An 18,577-nucleotide genomic window follows, 5' to 3' on the forward strand; every position below is an offset into this window, starting at 1 on the left:
AGGCACCGGAACTACCTTAATTCCATCAAATAGACAAGCCATGATGCAAATCCTGATTAACGCTTATGCCGTCAACCCGGACTGGGGCAGCGAACCCGGCATGGGGTGGAACTGGGTCATCCACCTGGCCATGCACTGCAAGGTGCATGTGATTACGGAGGGGGAATGGAGGGAAAACATAGAACGGGAGCTCGCCCGCCTTCCCCAGGCCGGCAACATCGTGTTCCATTATCTTCCCGTACCGGAAAAAATTCGCCGGATGTGCTGGGACCAGGGGGACTGGCGTTTTTACCGCCATTACAAAAAATGGCAGGAACGGGCGCTTGCGCTGGCGCGGCGCATCATGGCGGAAAACCGCATAGACGTCATTCACCAGTTGAACATGATAGGCTTCCGGGAGCCGGGGATGCTGTGGAAAATCGGGGGAATTCCCTACATATGGGGACCGGTGGGGGGAATGGAAAATACGCCGGTGGCCTACTTGCGGGAAAGCGGCTGGGGGCAGGTGGGGAAGACGGCATTGAAAAACGTGATCAATACCGTGCAGGCCAGGTTCCAGCCCAGGGTGCGGAAAGCCATGAAGCGCGCTGACGCCGTGCTGGCTTCCGTTCAGGGAGTGCGGGAGAAAATGGAACGGTACCATCGCCGGGAAGCGCTGCTGATGAGCGAAACCGGCTGCGCCGCGCCGAAGGAGAAAGTGCGGAGGGCAACGGACGGCGGACAATTCAGGCTGCTGTGGGCAGGCCGCATGATACCCAGCAAGCAGTTGGCCCTGGCATTACAAACCCTCACCCATCTCCGGGATTTGCCGGAGCTGAAGCTGCATATCTGCGGGGGAGGGGAGAGGGGGCGGGGCTACCGGAACCTTGCGGAACGGCTGGGCGTGGCGGGGCAATGCGTGTGGCACGGCACAGTCTCCAATGAAAAGGTTCAATCACTCATGCGGGAAAGCGACCTCTTTTTCTTTACCAGCATCATGGAAGCAACCTCAACCGTGCTTGTGGAAGCCCTGATGAACCGCCTGCCCGTGCTCTGCTTTGATACCTGCGGCATGGGAACCATCGTGGATGAAACCGTGGGATGCAAGATACCCCTGACCCGTCCCGGACGGTCCGCCCGGGACTTTGCGGAACGCATCCGTTTCTTTTTCCATCACAGGGAGGTCCTGCGGGATATGGATGAAGCGTTTTACGCCAGGCAGAGGGAACTGGACTGGAACCGCAAGGCGGAAAGGATGGCCGGCATTTACCGCGAAGTTTTGAAGGCCCGTCAACATTGACCATGAGTGAAAACCGTATGGAGACCTATTTCAACATCAGATACGAATTTGACCGTGAACGCGTTTTCCGGCGCATGGACGAAGTGCTCCGTTCCGGGGGCGCCGGATACATCTGCGTGGCGGACGGCCATGTACTTTCCGAGGTACAGCGCAACCGGGAATACAGGAATGTGCTGAATGGAGCGCTCCTGACCATTTGCGACAGCGGCTGGGTGCCCGTCTACCTGAAATGGCTGCTGCATGCGGACAGGCCCCAATACTGCGGCGCCCAGATTTTCAGCGACGCCATCGGCATGAAAAAATACAGAATGATGTTCCTGGGAGGAAACCGCGAGACGCTGGATGCCCTTCGCCGGACCCTGGAACGGGAAGATCCCCGCGTGAAGCACATGCCTTTTGAGGAATTGCCGTTCTGCCCTGTGGATGAATTTGACTACGCGGCTATTGCCGGGAGAATCAATGAATACCTGCCGGACATCGTCTGGGTTTCCCTGGGCGCTCCCAAGCAGGAAATATTCATGAACAGGCTGTGCCCCCATCTTCAACGGGGGGTTATGGTGGCCGTGGGCGCCGTCTTTAACTTCGCCTCCGGGCGGCATATCAGAAGGGCCCCTGCCTGGATGGTGGACTGCAGGCTGGAATTTCTCTACCGCATTTTTAATGAACCCCGCAAGCAAATGAAACGCTGCTGGAAAATAATCTCTGTCCTGCCCTGGATTTTTATCCGTGAAAAACAACGGCAAAAGGCGGCCAGGCCGGCTGCCGCCTCCGGAAGGGAAAGAAAAGCGCCCCCTCTTCCCTGTACGCTGGTTTCATGTTTCGGCCGGCTTCCCGGCAACATGGATGACCTGCTGGCTGACTGGGGCAGGGAAGAAGGCAGGAAATTCATCATTGTCAGCGACGATGCGAGGTTCTGGAACCTGCCCTTCAACGCCAGCCTGGTGCCGATGGCTTTTTGCGAACTCCAGTCCCTGGTAAGGAAAAAACTGGGAAGACGGCATCAAATTAACGTTCCGGAGGACCTCCCGCTGCTTCTGCCGCAATATCCGGTTCTCTTTGAGGACTATGTGGAAGGGAACCGGGAATTGGAAACAATAGCTCTGGAATGGGAGGCCGGTTCCTCCCATGCACCGGTTCCCGCCGCTCCGGTTTAATGCTTACCCCTCTCCATACAGCAACATCCACACCTTAATACATTTCAACGATGGCTACCAAAATATTCGTCTCCGGTTTTTACGACATCATTCATGCCGGGCATATCCAGTTCTTCCGTGAAGCGCGTTCGCTGGGGGATTTCCTCATCGTCTCCTTCGCCTCCGGGCAGGTGCTCTGGAAAAGCAAGCGCAGAAAACCATCCATCCCGGACGACCATAAAAAAGTGATTCTGGAAAGCCTGTGTATGGTGGACAAGGTGGTCTGCGGAGAACATCTGGAGCCGGGAATGGATTTTGAACACGTTTTCCTGAAAGAACGGCCCGATATCCTGGCTGTTACGGAAGATGACTGTTACGGCGACCTTAAAAGGGAACTGTGCGCAAGAATTGGAGCGCGGTATGTGGTGCTTCCCAAAACGCCTCCCTGTTCCGAACAGATTTCCACCACCCAGCTGGTGAACAGAATCAAGGCCCCGCTTAGCGTTCCCCTGCGCGTGGACTTTGCGGGGGGCTGGCTGGACGTTCCCAGGCATGCGCGGCAGGGGGCGTACATTGTCAACTGCGCCATCAGTCCGTTTGTATCCCTGGACCACTGGCCCTATGAACTCCGGTCCGGACTGGGAGGCAGCGGAGCCTGGGCCATGCTGCAGGGCCGGGACCCCGTCCAGTCGGAACTTGCCCTGGGGGTTGGCTGGCAGGATCCGGCCGTGATTGCGGAAACGGGGCTGTGCGTCTGGCGTTCCGGCGCCGTTCCCGTGCTGGACATCAAGAGCACCGGTGACTTTCTGGCCGGGAAAATGGCGGTCTTCCACACCGGGCATGACCATGATACGCCGGGAATGGCTGACGGGTGCAGGGACTATGCCCGCATCGCCCAGTCTTCCCTGATTGCCCGCGCCGGAGTGATGGAGCGCAGCATTCATGAACTGGCTGCCGGAGTGGCGCTGTACCATAGCGTGCAGCTCCAGGAGGGGATGGCCCCCCTTCCAGCACTGGGGGAGGAGCTGGCGAAGAAATACCTGGGAGGCGGGTTCGGCGGATATGCCCTGTACCTGTTCGCTTCCCAGGAGGACAGGGACGGGGCGGTGCGTCTTCATGACGGCATGAGGGCTGTGGAGCCGTATTGCAAAAGCCCCTTCTGATTCTTTTGCCGGAATGAAAATGTCCATGGTTGAAGAATACTCTCCGGACACGGAGCCGGAAAAGGCGCAGGCTACCCGTCCGGGGGCCGTTCCCGGGACGCCGCCGAGGGAATGCTGGCTTGACCTGGGCAGGGTGGTTGGCCTGTTCTTCATCGTCCTTTTTCATGCTGGGGGAAGCGGAGCGGAATTCCCTCTCTTCTTCCAGCGGGTGCCTTTTCTGTTCATGGCGGCGGCCTACTTTGTGGGACGCAGGAAAATGTTCGACTGGCGTCATTCCCCGTGCAGGTACGTTTTATTTTATCTGGCATGGAACGGCGCGGCTTTTCTGGAAGCGTTCTTCAGGCATTGGATTTATTTAAGCCTGGGCCATTCAAGCACGTGGGACTGGAGCAGCCTGCCCTGGAAACTGACGGGAGTGGGAACCACCTTCCCCTACGACGGCCCCCTGTGGTTCCTGAAATACGTGATGGCGCTGAGCCTGCTCTCTTCGCTTTTATTTGCCCTGGGAAAAAGGAAGCTGCTGATTCCCGCGACGATAGCCGTTCTCTTCTCCGTAGTGCTGTTTCCGGAGATCAACGCGCTGTTTTCCGACCCTCCCCGGGTTCCGTGGGCGGACTCCCTGGCTTTTTTCATGCTGGGGTTCTGCCTTTCCTCCCTGACGCTGGGCGAGATTAAGCTGTTCCTGAAAAAAATAAGTTACTTTTCCCTTCCCGCGTGGGCGGCAATAGCGTGGATGAACCATGGCGGCGTCATCTCCACGGAAACCCTGCACACCATCCCCTGCTGGATTCCGGGGATTCTGGGACTGGGCTCCCTGTGCGTTCTGCTGGCGGAAAAGACGTTCTTTCGTAAAATCGCTCAGGCATGCGCTCCCCTCTTTTTCTTCATTTATGCCGTCCATTGCCTGATCCTTCCCTGGTTGATGCCGCTCCTCTCGAGAATCCTTCCTGAAGAACTTCCTTCTCCCATGATTGCGGCGGTCCTGGTATTTGCGGGAGCATTCTTTCTTCATCGGCAGGTGGTCCGGCATTACCCCGGCTGGGAATACCTGATCTTTGCCCAAAAGCGGAGAAAGCCGGTGACTGACGGGCAGGAAAAGGAGATAGTTGCCGCCGCCTTTTCCCGGTCCGCTTCCATCAATGAGCCCCCTCTTTAGAGGTCTTCCGATTTTTCTGTGGCTTATATGGGAAAACGGTTTCTCCATGCTTGAGCCGCCATTATCTTTTCAGATGAACCTCTGTTAACAACCCTTTTCCCATTTCTCCTTTGCCGCGCTCAATATCCCTTCTTCCATGGACAAACCTTTTCTGGCGGCCCGCTTCATGGCTTCATTCAGAGTGGAGTTTTTATTCGAACGGCAATTTGAGATTCCAATTCCGAAGGGCCTCCGGCACTCGTCAAACGGCGTAATGATGCCTGCACGTTCCCGGGCAATCTTTGACGGCAACCCCGTGCGGAACCGCCGCCGTCTGGATGCCAGAAGACATGCCCATTTCAGCCCGGATGATGGAATGGCCCGGAGGGAGATGAAAGAATATTATTGTTAACAGAGTATTATCAATATACGGCTAAAAATACCCCTTATTGATTTAAAAAAATGACTGCCTTTATTCAACTTCGCGCCCTGTTGCTCTGTGGTTTGCTGGGGTACCCGGCTGTCGCGTGTGGAAAAGGAAAGGAAGGCGTGTCCGTCATGGTTCCGGAACAGGCTTCCCGCGGAGAGCTGGTGGAGATGGCGGTCAAGGTAAGGCCCTCCGGCCGGCAACTGGATTACCAGCAGCGGGAAATGCTGGGTTTCATCCATTTCGGCATGAACACGTTTACCGGAGCGGAATGGGGAACCGGAAAGGAGGAGCCTGCAATTTTCAATCCTTCCCGGCTGGACGCCCGTTCCTGGGTAAAAACGTTCAAGGATGCCGGTGTAACGGGAGTGATCTTTGTAGCGAAGCATCATGACGGATTCTGCATGTGGCCCACCAAATGGACGGATCACAACATTTCCCGTTCTCCCTACAAGGGAGGAAAAGGAGACCTGGTTCGGGAAGTTTCCGCGGCCTGCCGGGAACTGGACATGAAATTCTGCATCTACCTTTCCCCGTGGGACATGCATGAAAAAAGCTTTGGGACGGAAAAGTACAATGATTTCTACGTCAAACAACTGGAAGAGCTGCTGACCAATTACGGCCCTGTTTATCTTCTATGGTTTGACGGAGCCGGGGTGGATAGCAAAGTCAATGGGAAACAGACTCCCTTCGACTGGGAGAGGATCTTTAAAAAGGCCAGGGAATTGCAGCCGGACGTTCTGCTTTCCGGGGCGGCTCCAGATGTCCGGTGGGGAGGAAACGAGATGGGACGCGGACGGGAAACGGAATGGTGCGTCCAGGGGGTTACGGCCTCGTCGCGCCTGTTTGGCGGAAATGATGTGGGGATTCGGGCTAAAGACAGGAATCTGGGCTCCATTGATAGCCTGGCAGGGAAAAAGCGGCTCGTCTGGTACCCTTCACGTGCAGGCCTCCCCATACGGAGAGGCTGGTTTTACCATGAACGCGACGACAAAACCATCAAATCTCTTGATTACCTGGTGGACTGTTACTTTTCAACCGTGGGACAAAACTCCAACGTTCTTCCCAACCTCTCTCCCAATAAGGAAGGAATCATTCCGGAGGCGGATGCCAGGAGGATGATCCAATTTGGCAGGGTGATTGGAAAGATGAAAAAAAATGACTTGGCCAGGGGAGCCCGGGCGAAAGCTCTTTCCGGGTGGGCCGGAAATCCGGAATCCGGGCTTTTGTTTGACGGCAGCCCCTTTACAGGCTGGGCCACTCCTGATGGCACCACCCGGGCGGAGGTAGAAATCCGATTGTCTGGAAAACAGGAGTTCAACGTCATCAAGCTACAGGAAAATGTTCGTGATTACGGCCAGCGTGTGGAGCGCTTTGCCGTGGATGCGTGGCTGGACGGCCAGTGGAAACCCTTGGCTGAAAGTACCACCATCGGATTCCGTAAAATGATCAGGCTGCCGAAGGCGGTGAAGGCTGATCAATTGAGGATACGCTTCCTGGATTCCCGCAAATCCATTTCATTCAGCAATTTCTCGTTGTATTACCTGGCTCCTTTCTCAACGGAGGACAACGTGGAAGGCGTCCGGAAACTGAACAGGAAGGAATGGAAAATAACCGTTGCCGGGAAAAACCTTCCCGCGGCCCAGTTGGAGCGGCTGAAAGACGGGAAAACGGATACTTATGTGGAAGTGGGACTGCCTCCCCAGGGATGCGACATTGTTATTGATACGGGAAAAGTGCAGAAAATTGCCGGGTTGATATATACGCCTGTGATGGAGGGAGGGCCGGGCCATATTGAAATGTATGATATCCGCCTCAGCAGGGATGGCAAAACATGGGGAAAGCCGGTGGCTTCCGGCCGTTTCGGCAATATCGTCAACAACCCGGTGGAACAGGAGGTCAATTTTGTTCCCGTTGAAGCTAGATTCGTCAAATTCAGCGCTAAAAAGGGTGCCGACGGAGCACGTAAAGCGGCTGTTGCCGAGTTGGATTTGCTTTAATATGGCCTATAAGGGCCTTTCTACGAGGAAAAAGAGGGAAAGGGAAACCAGGCAAATGGAAATTTGGTTCTTGCTCCGGTGTGCTTCAACAGGAAGAAGGATGCTAGGTTTCTCCATGAAGCAACCAGGCGGCCCATGTAAAAAGGAAGCGCCCCAAATGTTTTTCCGCTTACCATGCTTGCATTAACGGCTAACATATCCGCCGGCTCTGCAATCGTGGCGCGTGGGAGGTAGGGGCAGGGACACTTCAACTTCTATAGGAAGATTATCCTGACGGCCGTATTCCCGGACAGGAACGGCTTCGTTCAGTCTCGACGCTTTTCACAGGATGATATTTTCCAGGAACAGGTAGAAACTTTCAACGAAGTGGTAGCACACGTTGCCGTTTTATCCGATGAATGGAAGGAGCTTCACGTCCGAGTGCGGCTGGATCAGATCATCAGCTCGCCTTTGGAGGAAAGGGAAATATCTCTGGAATCCAGGGATGCGGTTGCTCTGACCGTGGAAGCAGCCACCGCCCAGGAAGGGAGCGGGTTTTTCACCAGCCAGAATTTCGGAGTTCACGATGGTGGACGGGATGGCAGTGGCGTTGTTCAGCCACTTCGCAACAAACAACAAGAAATAATCATGAATAAAATTACTTCTATCAACGGAACCCTCATAGCTTCTCTGAATGAACTGAATGAACATGTGGAGAATGGAACTGCCCATGTTACAGAGGAAGAGCGTACTGCATGGAATAATCAAACCACGGTCAAGGCCAAGGGGATTCTCATTGCCACCCAGGAAGACCTTGACGAGCATACCGGGAACAAGGCCATCCATGTGACGGAAGACGAACGCGCCGCGTGGAACGCCAAGGCGGATGCTGCCGCTCTTTCTGCAAAAGCCGACGCGTCTTCCTTCAATGTGCACAAGGATGATGCCGTAGTCCACATAACAGCGAAAGAACGTGAAACGTGGAACGGCAAGCAGGACAAACTGACAGATGAAGCGGGCAATATGACGCTGGACGGAGGACTAACGGCTCAGGGCGGAACATTTTCCGATGCGGTTAATGCTAACGGAGGCATCAACATCCCGCTTGCCGCGGGAGCCGTGACTAATACTGCGGCCGTCAACCGGATATATGCTGCCGGGCTTGCCGCCGTGGCCGAGACATACAACCTGCAGATTTACCTTGATGCCGCGATTACTACCACCACCAATAATGCTGCCGTGACGGAGCGGGTGTCGGGGCAGCTCATGAGGGTTACCGTGCCGGCCAGACAGTCGTCATCTGTCAATATGGGCCTGGATCACTCTCTTATAGGCCGCGCCAATTACAGCAAATTTGGCGGATTTACCCTGCCAGTCCGGATGTCAGCCTATAAAGCCACTATCAAGATAACGCTAGGCATGGGTGACGGACAGGTGTCGGTGAGGACGGATAGAGACGTTGACGATTACACTAGGGTGCACACTAGCGCTGAGCACTTTGGCGAGGTGCTGGATGTGACTATATCTGACACAAGAGATTCTGAGTCCAGAGGGTACTGGGTCAGAGTCAGAGAGATTTATTACTCCCGTTCAGCGGGGAGGAAGTTTGTCAAGACTACGAGGGCATTATTACCCCTTGACGGCAACACAGCCGTGCCCGCATCCATCAGCGGGCTGGTGTATCACCAGTACCGTGACGGTGGCTGGGATACTGACAATTATGGGACGTTGTGGCTAATGACAGGCGGCTACGATAATCGCTGCTGCATACGCATCGCCAATGTGCGGGGCATACATACCTACAACTCGGTAGGATTTAACGCATGCCACCTGGACATCTACAACAGTACAAACGCCACAACTGTGGACATAGGCGCTCCGCGCATTATGCAGCGATACATGGACGGTTATAACCCTGCGTATTATGGATTTTCGGCCATCGAGTATAACGCGATCAAGTCCGAGACGATAGAGGATTTTATTGATCCGGATACTCAAGATCAAGCCTGATACCATGATTGCAGATAGATAGTTACAGCTACAGTTTCCATGTCTCGGAGAGTGGGACAAGTTCACGATGACAGCCGTGTACCGGGACGCGGACGGCTACACTCACACTAACCGTTACGCCCAGGACAACATTCTCACCGAAGCCCTCTCCCGCCCACCGCAGGAGAGGGCTTCTTTATACCCGCAGTGCACGGCAATTTCCCGCAGTACATTGTTTCCAAAATGATTTACAGTGTACTACTGTTTGTACTGAAGTTTTGGATAAATAAAAATCGCAAGTACTGTATTTCAAGCACTTGCGATTAAAATAAATGGTGGAGGCGACGGGAGTCGAACCCGTGTCCTGAAGGCCGTTGATGCCGGCATCTCCATGTTCAGACGCATATTGCTGCTTTCGCGGCCGCTTCGTCATGCGCCAACTAGGCAGGCTCGCTAGTTGCCTGTGGAAGTCTCGTGCGTTGCGCGGCAACCCCGCATTGCACCAGCCTGCTGAATGTTCGTCGTCCCCTCTAGCAGGCGTTGAGGTTCTGACGCGGCTGAACTAATTAGGCAGCCAGAGCAAGGTCGTTAGACTCTGCATTTATTTTTTTAATCGGCTTTTTAGAAGGCCAGCCGATTAACCTTCACATGCAGCCAGCACCTCAGACTTCCAGTCGAAACCATGGCGCCCCCATATGTATTTACCGGTAGAGACAAAAAATCCCGCCATGGCGTTCAGGCAGGAATTATTTTATTTACCGGTGGTGATGCAAGTGGCACGCCCGTAGGGATTCGAACCCCAAACCTTCTGATCCGTAGTCAGACGCTCTATCCAATTGAGCTACGGGCGCTTTGACTTGCGTCGTGTACCGCGTAAGCGGTGAGAGGAATATAGGTTTTTCTTCGGGAAAGTCAAGATGTTTGTAAGATGATTTGAGAAAAAAATCTCATTTTTTCTCTTCCCGGGAGAGGAGTCCTTCAAAGACAGGCCGTTGATTCCGGAGCGCAGAAAGAGGGGAAAGGCGTTGCGTCACGGAATGGGCTGTGGCACACTGAACGGAGAAAATGAGCGAGTTCAAGGTGATCAGGTCGCCGATGGAGGCATTGAAGGAGTACTTCGGCTTTTCCAGTTTGAGGGAGGGACAGGACCGCGTGGTGGCTTCCATCATGGAAGGCCGCAACGTGCTGGTGGTGATGCCCACCGGGGGAGGGAAATCCCTGTGCTACCAGCTTCCCGCCTTGTGCCGGGACGGGGTCTGCCTGGTGGTCAGCCCGTTGATCGCCCTGATGAAAGACCAGGTGGACGCCCTTGCCGCCAGAGGGATTCCCGCCACCATGATCAACAGCTCCCTGAGCTTTCCTGAACAAAGGGAACGCCTGGCCGGCATGAAGGACGGGGCGTTCAAGCTGGTGTATGTGGCTCCGGAGCGTTTCGGCCATGAGGGGTTCATGCGTGCTCTGGCGGAGGTGGACGTGAATATGGTTGCCGTGGATGAGGCTCACTGCCTGAGCCAGTGGGGGCATGATTTCCGTCCGGATTATTTGAAGCTGGGCAGGGCTATTGAAGCGATGGGGCGCCCGCAGGTAGCGGCTCTGACCGCCACGGCCACTCCCCGCGTGCGGGAGGATATTCTGGAACATTTGAGGCTGGACGACCCGGTGACGATTGTACGGGGGTTTGCGCGGGAAAACCTGCATTTCCGCATTACGGCTTGCGATACGCACAAGGACAAGTACAAGAGGCTGTACGAGCTGGTGAAGCGCCATAAGACGGGTATTATGTATTGCTCCACCCGCAAAAAGGTGGAGCAGGTCCATGAGGCTCTTTCCGAACTTGGCCTGAACGTGACGGCTTACCACGCGGGCATGACGGATGAGCAGCGGGAAGAGGCTCAGAACGCCTTCATGAACCGCCATGCGGACATCGTCATTGCCACGAATGCGTTTGGCATGGGCATTGACCGTGCCGACGTCAGGTTTGTGGCCCATTTTGAGGTTCCCGGCAGTGTGGAGGCCTATTACCAGGAAGCTGGCCGTGCCGGCCGCGACGGGGATGAAGCCTATTGCGAGCTTTTGTTCAACCACGCGGATTTGCGGACCCAGGAGTTTTTTATTGAGGGGGTGAATCCGGGCGTTCCGCTGATTGTGGAACTGTACGAGTTGTTAAGGAAGCATTGCAGTGCGGAAACCCACGATGTGGCGTGGTCCATGGAGGAGATGGGGGAACGCCTCAAATGCCGGAATGCCATGCAGGTGGGGGCCGCCCTGTCCGTTCTCATGCGCAATGGCGCGATCAGCCGCCATGACGTTCCGGGGCAGCGCGTGAAGCTTACCAGAGTGACGGACCCCGCCGTAAGCGGCTTGAAGATTCCTCTGGACGAACAGGCCCTGCGGGAAAAAGAGGTAAGGGACCGGGAAAAACTGAAGGCGGTAACGGAGTTCGCTTATTCCACCGGCTGCCGCCAGCAGTGGATTTTGAATTACTTCGGGGAGGAGGATGGCGCCCCGTGCGGCCGCTGCGACCAGTGCCTGACGCTGGGGGTGGAGGAAGGCCAATCGTTGGGCGAGGAGGAAACCAGGGTTGTCCGGCAGGCGCTGAGCGGGATTGCGCGCGCGTCCGTGCGCATGGCGGACGGTTCCTGGCAGGGAAGGTGGGGCAGGACGAAAATCATCCAGATGCTCAAGGGGGCGAAGAATCAGGAAATTTTAAAAACTTCCCTGGCCCGGCTGAGTACGTATGGCATCCTTTCCCGGTGGAGCGAGGACGACATCCGCCAGCTGTTCCGCGCCATGCAGATGGCGGGCCTGACCAAAATGAGCGGAGAAGCGGACCGCCCCCTGATTACCCTGAGCCCGAAAGGTAATGAAGTGATGATGGGGCGGAAGGAGGCCTCCATGATTTGGCCTCTTGCCCGCAGAGGAAAAGCTTCTGCCCCCTCGGGACAGACTAGGGTGCGCTCCACGGGGGATTTGGCCGCCCTGGGCGAGTTTGACGAAGATTTGTTTTTGAAATTGAAGGAGCTCAGGAATGAGCTGGCCCGTGAAGCCGGAATTCCGGCTTATGCCGTATTCCACAATTCCACCCTGGAAGGGTTGGCCAGGCTGAAACCCACCACCCGCCGGGGAGCCATGAACGTCCACGGCATCGGGGAGCAGAAGGCCGCGAAGTATCTGGATGATTTTCTGGAAGTGATCGCAGAGCATTGCGAGGTTTAAAAAGGTTTTCCGGACCGCTTGCACCATGTCCGCGCCGCCGTGGGGGAACTGATGGCCCTTGTTTTCCCATGGTCCGGCCGCTGAATGTTCCTGCGGGGTTATATTTGCAGGTGAAAAACGGCTTCCGGTTGATTTTATGTTGGGAGGACGTTTGTCCGTCTCTTGAATCCGGACGGGAAATTCCAGTGGGAGGTGGCGCTGAAACCCGGTGAAGAAAAGGAACTGACCTGCCAATATGCCTGCCTGGAGTAATTCCTGCCTGTACTATTTATGTATTGACTTCATTTTGGGAAGTGTGTAGTTTCTTTTCCACACATTACCCAAGACGGAGCGGTGGCTGAGAGGCTGAAAGCACTCCTTTGCTAAAGGAACGTACTGGCAAAACCGGTACCGAGGGTTCGAATCCCTCCCGCTCCGCCAAAACATTTTTCTTCTTAAGAGTCTGTATTTTAACGATACAGGCTCTTTTTTGCTTTTTTGGCAGGTGTTGCAAGAAGAGAGAAAGGATCATTTGCCTTTTAGTCAAATGCCTGGCTGCACTGGTTTAGAAACTGGCAAGGGAGAGTTGCATGGAGATACAGTTCAGCAAGCTATCTCTGCCGGAGTTCTTCCAGCGTATGAATGGCAAGGCCGGGGAATGAGGTGAGCATGAAAGAAGCCTGATTGTTCTGAAATTATTAATGGGGGAGGATTAAAAAATGGCGATGCTGTCCCTTTCCATTATTTGCTGCAGCGAATATGGTTTTTTATTGATTGATTTTCTCTGTGAAGCTTTTATTAAAAATGGATAATGTATCCTCTTTATGAAAACCATTCTTTTTTATTGTGGGCATTTTACCTTGTCCTCTCTTACGGGAGCGGAACACCGTTCCTGTGGTATGGGACAAGCGGAAAAAACAGGGTTGTTCCGGATAGCCCCATTGCACTTTCCATGCAGGGAGAACGGTGGGAGGACCCTGTCTCCGGATGCTTTGGCCAGTTTTATGTTTAAAAATCAGGGAAAGATTCCTATTTATCTTCTTGACTTTTTTGACGTAGGGAAAGAAAAGCTTTTTTCTCTGAGAGGGATCATTTGCAATGACGAGGAGAAAAAGTGCTGTATTACATGCCACGTCTCAAGATTGAGTTGTGCCATCCACTGAGGTATGTGGATTTGCTCCTTGGCGGCATTTACGTTGTATCTTTCCCTTTGCCAAAGCTTATCAAGGATCGATATCCGGAAGGACTTCCTTAAGGGAAATCCTTCCTAACGGGGGAGTATGAAAATCAATTTGGCCGTAATTGCTTTAAAGGGAAACCAGTTTCCTTCCCGCCGGGTTTACGGTAGGGGAGTAGTCCGTGGCTTTCATGAATTCCCATGCTCGCTCATCTTGGCACGAAGCGGGCTCTTACCGGGGTTCTCTCTCAGGGGGGAAAGAGGGTGCATACCGTTTCCCGCACTTCGTCAAGTCATTTGGCACGGATGTCCGGAGTGCTGGCTACAAGGATGCAGAACATTTTTCTTTCAAAAACATGCACGCTGCAGAAAGCGAAGATGCAGTCTTTAAAAGCCGGGGCTGTCCCCACCAGTTAGGATGGATGATGACAATGCCGTCAACTTCCCTGGTTTCCGGCTGATGGAGAGCTGTCCAGGCGTTTTCCCGGGATGTCGCTGACCAGTTCCATGTCCGGCCGAACGGGGTTGGAGTGCTCCCGGCAGAGGTCATGAAAGCGGATGGTGTGGCCCTGTTCCTTGAGTACATGTACTGCCGTGGCGGCAATTGCTGCATTAAAACTGTGCTTGTAGGAATGTCCTAAGATGACGGATATTTCATGTCCGTTTGTGAATGTTCTTTGTGTGCTTGCGGCAATGCATTGTTTCGGAAAGAGAGAAGTTATTTCTTTTTCTTAAGAAGCCGGTCATGTGCAAGGCGATGCTTTCCTTTGTAGAGAAAGTCAGTTTTATTGTTCCTGCCGACGGTGCGATCAATCAAATTAGGAATTTCCTCTTTGGTATAGCCGGCTTGAAGAAGGAACTCTTCGACTTTGGAATATTTACCAGGAAAGATGGAAACAAGAATTTCCATAAAAGATTTTTCCAGGTCTTTAGTTTCGTCTTCGATTACTTGATTTCTAGAGTTAATAAATGATTCACCATCAGCAACTTCGTTGAGAAGATTCCAAAGCTCTGAAATTTGTTCTTGAGATTCAATATAAATAGTTTTATTTTCTTTTAAGTTTTTAGATTCTCCGTTTGTTTCTTTATATTCCGTGATTCTGTAGGGATTATGTTCTTTTGATTCTTTGAATTGTTTTAATATTTTTGCATAATAAGGCAAAAATATATGATGGATAATCTGTTTTTTAGAAGATTCTTTCATATCATTCGAATCCTTAATAAGTCTTATATATTTATCGAGGAATAGACAAATCTCGGATTTTTGATTGATATCGGCCATTTCATCAATCTCAACTTCCGGTTCGGTTTTCTGATATGTTTTAAAGGAAAATAACGGAGCTGAGGCGACAAGATAACAATGCCATATTTTGTCGCTCAATTCAGTATTAATATTATTTTGCGTCGTTAAACCGAAGGTAAATGTATGTTTTTCGGCATTTTTATAAAAGGATTTAAAATGCTGATATTCTAGCAAATCCGAAAGTTTCTGGATAGTGGCAGATGGTTGTTTAAATTGATCTAAGCAGGCAGGACTTTTCAGAGAAGAATCAGCCATAACAATAGGACACAACGAAATGAGTAGACTAATGATAGATATATACATAAATGATAGTACTTTCATAAAATTTCACCTTCATCAGAGTTTCTTTTAAATTCTAATCCAAATTTTACAATAGTTATAGTTATAGACATTTTTATTGCTTCTATATTGAATATTTGGTTTGTTTTCCCTAATGAAATGGTATCTTTATTTTCTTCTTTTAAATTAATATATTTTTTACATATCCACCAGAAATTTTGTGGATTCACTCCCGACTTGCGAATTGCGTTAAGGTTAACTACTGTATCTCCTGTCTCAGCAACCATGTCATAAAGATTATTTTTATCTCTTATTCTAACAATTTTATTAACTCCGTGTCCTGTATGTGCTGATGCTAGTACCGGTTTTTTTGAATTATTGTCTCTCTCAGGCCATTCAAGACCTCCGTCTCGCTCAACAGCGTTAATTTTTTTAAAACTTACATTAGTGGGCAATAAGGTTAATTCAATGAATCCTATGAGACCATACTTTCCTTTCGGGAATTTAATTTTTTTGGTATCAACTTTATCGTTGCCATCTTCTGTTTCAATTTCTCCACTAAATTTCTTTGCCTCTATCTTTGTAGGAACTTTGATATTAATTGAAATCTTTGCTTCCTTCCCTTCACTGGTTTGGGCAACAATTTGAACGTTCGTATCTTTTGTTAATGATTTTTTTGCAATTAGACTAATCTTTTGTGATCCTTTTAATAAGTCGGCCTTTGTTTCTTCGAAGCCGTTTCCTTTAATATTCCAAGTAAGTTCCTTGATGTCGCCTTTAGGTTTTCCAACAAGTAAAAATGTGATTTTTTCTCCGATACCGATATCTGTTCTTTTTCGATCTTCTTCCTTATCTAATCCTTTCTTAATATAATAATCTGCTGAACATAATTGTGTTTGAGATTTGATCTTAAGAGAAGCAGAAGCTTCTTGCTCCGTTTCTTCAAGATCGTCATTATTATCGTTTGCTAATAAATTGTTGCAACTGTACAGAATTCCTAAAAAGCAAACAAGATGAGAGAGATATTTCATAAATATGCTAAAATACGTATTTTAAATTGAATCTTTTGTAAAGAAAAATGATTTAATTTTTAATAATGATATTTATTATAATTATTATATAAGTGAATTTGTAATATGGAAAATACATAATAGGAATGTTTCTGTGCATTACTAGAAAGCTTCTCCTGTTTAGATACCTGAAAGATGTCTGTCTTCTTATATCCAGGTCCAATCAGCATCATGGGATTGATGCCGTGTCCTTCCAAGAAAAAGCGCCTCCTGAACAGGAGGCGCTTTAGGATTTGATTGGGAGTGTGTAAATGAGGGCTTACATTCCCTTGTTTTTCATGGCTTCCGCCAGGGCGGCGCCCATCTGGGCGGGCGTCTTGGCCACCACGATGCCGGCTTCCTTCAGGGCTTCCTGCTTGGCGGCGGCGGTGCCTTTGCCTCCGGCCACGATGGCGCCTGCGTGGCCCATGCGGCGGCCCTTGGGAGCCGTGGCTCCTGCGATGAAGGCGGCGACGGGCTTTTTGCAGTTGTTCTTGATCCATTCAGCGGCTTCTTCCTCTTCGGAACCGCCGATTTCACCGATCATGATGAAGGCGTCCGTGTTGGGGTCTTCCGTGAAGAATTGAACGGCCTGCTGCTGGGTCATGCCGTGGACGGGGTCGCCGCCGATGCCGATGCACATGCTCTGGCCCAGGCCCATGTTGGTGACCTGCCAGACGGCTTCATAGGTGAGCGTGCCGGAACGGGAGACGATGCCGATTCTGCCGGGCTTGAAGATGTAGGCCGGCATGATGCCGATCTTGCAGTTGGCGGCCGGGTTGACGATGCCGGGGCAGTTCGGGCCGATGAGGGTCACGTCTTTATCCTTCAGGAAGGCTTTCACCTTCTGCATGTCCTGCACCGGGATGCCTTCCGTGATGCAGACGATGAGCTTCACGCCAGCGTCAGCGGCTTCCATAATGGCGTCCGCGGCGAAGGGCGGCGGCACAAAGATCATGGAGGCGTTGCAGTCCGTGGCTTTTTTGGCTTCCGCCACGGTGTCGAAGACGGGGACCTTGCCTTCAAAGAGCTGGCCGCCCTTGCCGGGGGTCACGCCGGCGACCACGTTGGTGCCGAAGTCCATGCAGTTTTTGGCGTGGAACGCGCCGGCGCTGCCGGTGATGCCTTGCACGACCAGGCGGGTGTTCTTGTCAATGAGAGATGTCATTGTCGTAATAAATAGTGAGGGTTATTTGACTGCTGCGACCGCTTTCTGGGCAGCTTCGTCCAGGTTGTCGGCAGGGATGATGGCGATGCCGCTGTCTGCGAGGATTTTCTTGCCGATTTCCACGTTGGTGCCTTCCAGGCGGACGACGAGCGGGATTTTCATGTCAATGTTTTTCGCCGCGGCCACAATGCCCTGGGCGATGACGTCGCAGCGCATGATGCCGCCGAAGATGTTGACCAGAAGTGCCTTCACATTCTTGTCGCTGGTGAGGATGCGGAACGCGTTGGTTACCATTTCCTCCGTGGCGGAGCCGCCCACGTCCAGGAAGTTGGCGGGTTCCCCGCCGTAGTATTTGATGATGTCCATCGTGGCCATGGCCAGCCCAGCGCCGTTTACCATGCAGCCGATGTTGCCGTCCAGGCCGATGTAGTTCAGGTCATATTTGCCGGCTTCCACTTCACGGGGGTCTTCTTCCGTTTCATCCCGCATTTCCATGATTTCCGGGTGGCGGTACAGGGCGTTGTCGTCAAAGTTGAATTTGGCGTCCAGGGCGCACACGCGGTCGTCCGTGGTGACCACGAGGGGGTTGATTTCCACCAGGGAGCAGTCCAGGGCGGTGAAGAGCTTGTAAACGTTGGTGATGAGCTTGGTGGCCTGGCGGAGCAGGGGGCCGGTCAGGCCCAGGGCCACGGCGATCTTGAGGGCCTGGAAGGGCAGGATGCCCAAGGCCGGGTCAATGTGTTCGCGGATGATGGCTTCCGGACGGGTGGCGGCTACTTCTTCAATGTCCATGCCGCCTTCCGTGCTGGCTACGATGACGGGGCATTCACGGGCGCGGTCCTGGAGAATGGCGAAGTAGCATTCCTTCTTCAGGTCCACGGCTTCCGCCACCATGATCTTGCTGACCAGCTTGCCGGTTTCCCCGGTTTGCTTGGTGACCAGAACCTGGTTGAGCATCTTGCCGGCTACGTCTTCCACTTCCTCCACGGAGTCAACGACGTGCACGCCGCCCTTGAAGCCGTTTTTGAAGGTGCCTTTGCCACGGCCGCCAGCGTGTACCTGTGCCTTAACTACGTATTGGGAGAGGCCCATGTTCCGGGCTATTTGTGCTGCTTCCTGGGCGGTAGCGGCGGCAATGCCCTTGGGGGTAGCCACGCCAAAGCGCTCAAAGAGTTGTTTTGCTTGATATTCGTGAATGTTCATGACAGTGGGCCGTTCGGCCAAATGTTTGCGAAAGAAAAGCTATGCCTGTTTTTTGTGCCGGTCAAGGGAGAATGGTTTGGTCTTTTGATTTTTTGTTC

Annotated in this window: 11 protein-coding genes, 2 tRNA genes and 1 other RNA gene; 8 read left to right on the plus strand and 6 right to left on the minus strand. The window is 52.4% G+C overall.

Features of this window, described 5'->3' with window-relative positions:
- Positions 1-40 precede the first annotated feature (40 nt).
- From M8N44_RS02790 to M8N44_RS02815, 6 genes are all read left to right on the plus strand, one after another.
- The gene (locus M8N44_RS02790) at positions 41-1,279 is read left to right on the plus strand and encodes a glycosyltransferase family 4 protein (protein ID WP_102728349.1); all 1,239 of its coding nucleotides are present in this window, start codon (positions 41-43) and stop codon (positions 1,277-1,279) included.
- Positions 1,280-1,281: 2 nt separating this feature from the next.
- Positions 1,282-2,433: a WecB/TagA/CpsF family glycosyltransferase gene (locus tag M8N44_RS02795; protein ID WP_215443074.1), complete on the plus strand. Its 1,152-nt coding sequence runs from the start codon at positions 1,282-1,284 to the stop codon at positions 2,431-2,433.
- A 50-nt stretch (positions 2,434-2,483) separates the two neighbouring features.
- Positions 2,484-3,575: an adenylyltransferase/cytidyltransferase family protein gene (locus M8N44_RS02800; protein WP_102728350.1), complete on the plus strand. Its 1,092-nt coding sequence runs from the start codon at positions 2,484-2,486 to the stop codon at positions 3,573-3,575.
- A 25-nt stretch (positions 3,576-3,600) separates the two neighbouring features.
- Positions 3,601-4,731 carry an acyltransferase family protein gene (locus tag M8N44_RS02805; RefSeq protein WP_180975177.1) on the plus strand — a complete coding sequence of 377 codons (1,131 nt, stop codon included), beginning with the start codon at positions 3,601-3,603 and terminating at the stop codon, positions 4,729-4,731.
- A gap of 441 nt (positions 4,732-5,172) precedes the next feature.
- Positions 5,173-7,137, plus strand: a complete 1,965-nt coding sequence (locus tag M8N44_RS02810; RefSeq protein ID WP_102728353.1) for an alpha-L-fucosidase — start codon at positions 5,173-5,175, stop codon at positions 7,135-7,137.
- A 366-nt stretch (positions 7,138-7,503) separates the two neighbouring features.
- Positions 7,504-9,126: a hypothetical protein gene (locus M8N44_RS02815; protein WP_102728354.1), complete on the plus strand. Its 1,623-nt coding sequence runs from the start codon at positions 7,504-7,506 to the stop codon at positions 9,124-9,126.
- Positions 9,127-9,438: 312 nt separating this feature from the next.
- Here the strand turns inward: M8N44_RS02815 and ssrA are convergent.
- Positions 9,439-9,798: a transfer-messenger RNA gene (gene ssrA, locus M8N44_RS02820) on the minus strand.
- 81 nt (positions 9,799-9,879) lie between these two features.
- Positions 9,880-9,956 (minus strand) — tRNA-Arg (locus M8N44_RS02825).
- A gap of 214 nt (positions 9,957-10,170) precedes the next feature.
- Here M8N44_RS02825 and M8N44_RS02830 point away from each other — a divergent pair.
- Complete coding sequence (locus tag M8N44_RS02830) at positions 10,171-12,321, plus strand: RecQ family ATP-dependent DNA helicase (RefSeq protein ID WP_102728355.1); 2,151 nt, start codon at positions 10,171-10,173, stop codon at positions 12,319-12,321.
- Between the two features lie 327 nt (positions 12,322-12,648).
- Positions 12,649-12,741, plus strand: a tRNA-Ser gene (locus M8N44_RS02835).
- Between the two features lie 1,454 nt (positions 12,742-14,195).
- On the opposite strand, the gene M8N44_RS02840 is transcribed toward M8N44_RS02835, so the two are convergent.
- The 4 genes from M8N44_RS02840 to sucC all read right to left on the minus strand — a co-directional run bounded on the left by M8N44_RS02840 (position 14,196) and on the right by sucC (position 18,479).
- Entirely contained in the window at positions 14,196-15,035 is an 840-nt protein-coding gene (locus M8N44_RS02840) for a hypothetical protein (protein ID WP_102749497.1), read from the minus strand.
- 62 nt (positions 15,036-15,097) lie between these two features.
- The gene (locus M8N44_RS02845) at positions 15,098-16,090 is read right to left on the minus strand and encodes a hypothetical protein (RefSeq protein WP_022397859.1); all 993 of its coding nucleotides are present in this window, start codon (positions 16,088-16,090) and stop codon (positions 15,098-15,100) included.
- A gap of 298 nt (positions 16,091-16,388) precedes the next feature.
- Complete coding sequence (gene sucD, locus M8N44_RS02850) at positions 16,389-17,276, minus strand: succinate--CoA ligase subunit alpha (RefSeq protein WP_022397860.1); 888 nt, start codon at positions 17,274-17,276, stop codon at positions 16,389-16,391.
- A 21-nt stretch (positions 17,277-17,297) separates the two neighbouring features.
- Positions 17,298-18,479 (minus strand): ADP-forming succinate--CoA ligase subunit beta, encoded by a 1,182-nt coding sequence (gene sucC, locus M8N44_RS02855; RefSeq protein ID WP_102728357.1) that lies wholly within the window; start codon positions 18,477-18,479, stop codon positions 17,298-17,300.
- Positions 18,480-18,577: the final 98 nt, after the last annotated feature.

It is taken from the genome of Akkermansia massiliensis (genome assembly GCF_023516715.1).
Lineage (GTDB): Bacteria > Verrucomicrobiota > Verrucomicrobiia > Verrucomicrobiales > Akkermansiaceae > Akkermansia > Akkermansia massiliensis.

Coding starts and splice junctions, on each gene's coding strand:
- M8N44_RS02790 (WP_102728349.1), top strand. CDS start 41: ATGATGCAAATCCTGATTAACGCTTATGCCGTCAACCCGGACTGGGGC.
- M8N44_RS02795 (WP_215443074.1), top strand. CDS start 1,282: ATGAGTGAAAACCGTATGGAGACCTATTTCAACATCAGATACGAATTT.
- M8N44_RS02800 (WP_102728350.1), top strand. CDS start 2,484: ATGGCTACCAAAATATTCGTCTCCGGTTTTTACGACATCATTCATGCC.
- M8N44_RS02805 (WP_180975177.1), top strand. CDS start 3,601: ATGGTTGAAGAATACTCTCCGGACACGGAGCCGGAAAAGGCGCAGGCT.
- M8N44_RS02810 (WP_102728353.1), top strand. CDS start 5,173: ATGACTGCCTTTATTCAACTTCGCGCCCTGTTGCTCTGTGGTTTGCTG.
- M8N44_RS02830 (WP_102728355.1), top strand. CDS start 10,171: ATGAGCGAGTTCAAGGTGATCAGGTCGCCGATGGAGGCATTGAAGGAG.
- M8N44_RS02840 (WP_102749497.1), bottom strand. CDS start 15,035: ATGGCTGATTCTTCTCTGAAAAGTCCTGCCTGCTTAGATCAATTTAAA.
- M8N44_RS02845 (WP_022397859.1), bottom strand. CDS start 16,090: ATGAAATATCTCTCTCATCTTGTTTGCTTTTTAGGAATTCTGTACAGT.
- sucD (WP_022397860.1), bottom strand. CDS start 17,276: ATGACATCTCTCATTGACAAGAACACCCGCCTGGTCGTGCAAGGCATC.
- sucC (WP_102728357.1), bottom strand. CDS start 18,479: ATGAACATTCACGAATATCAAGCAAAACAACTCTTTGAGCGCTTTGGC.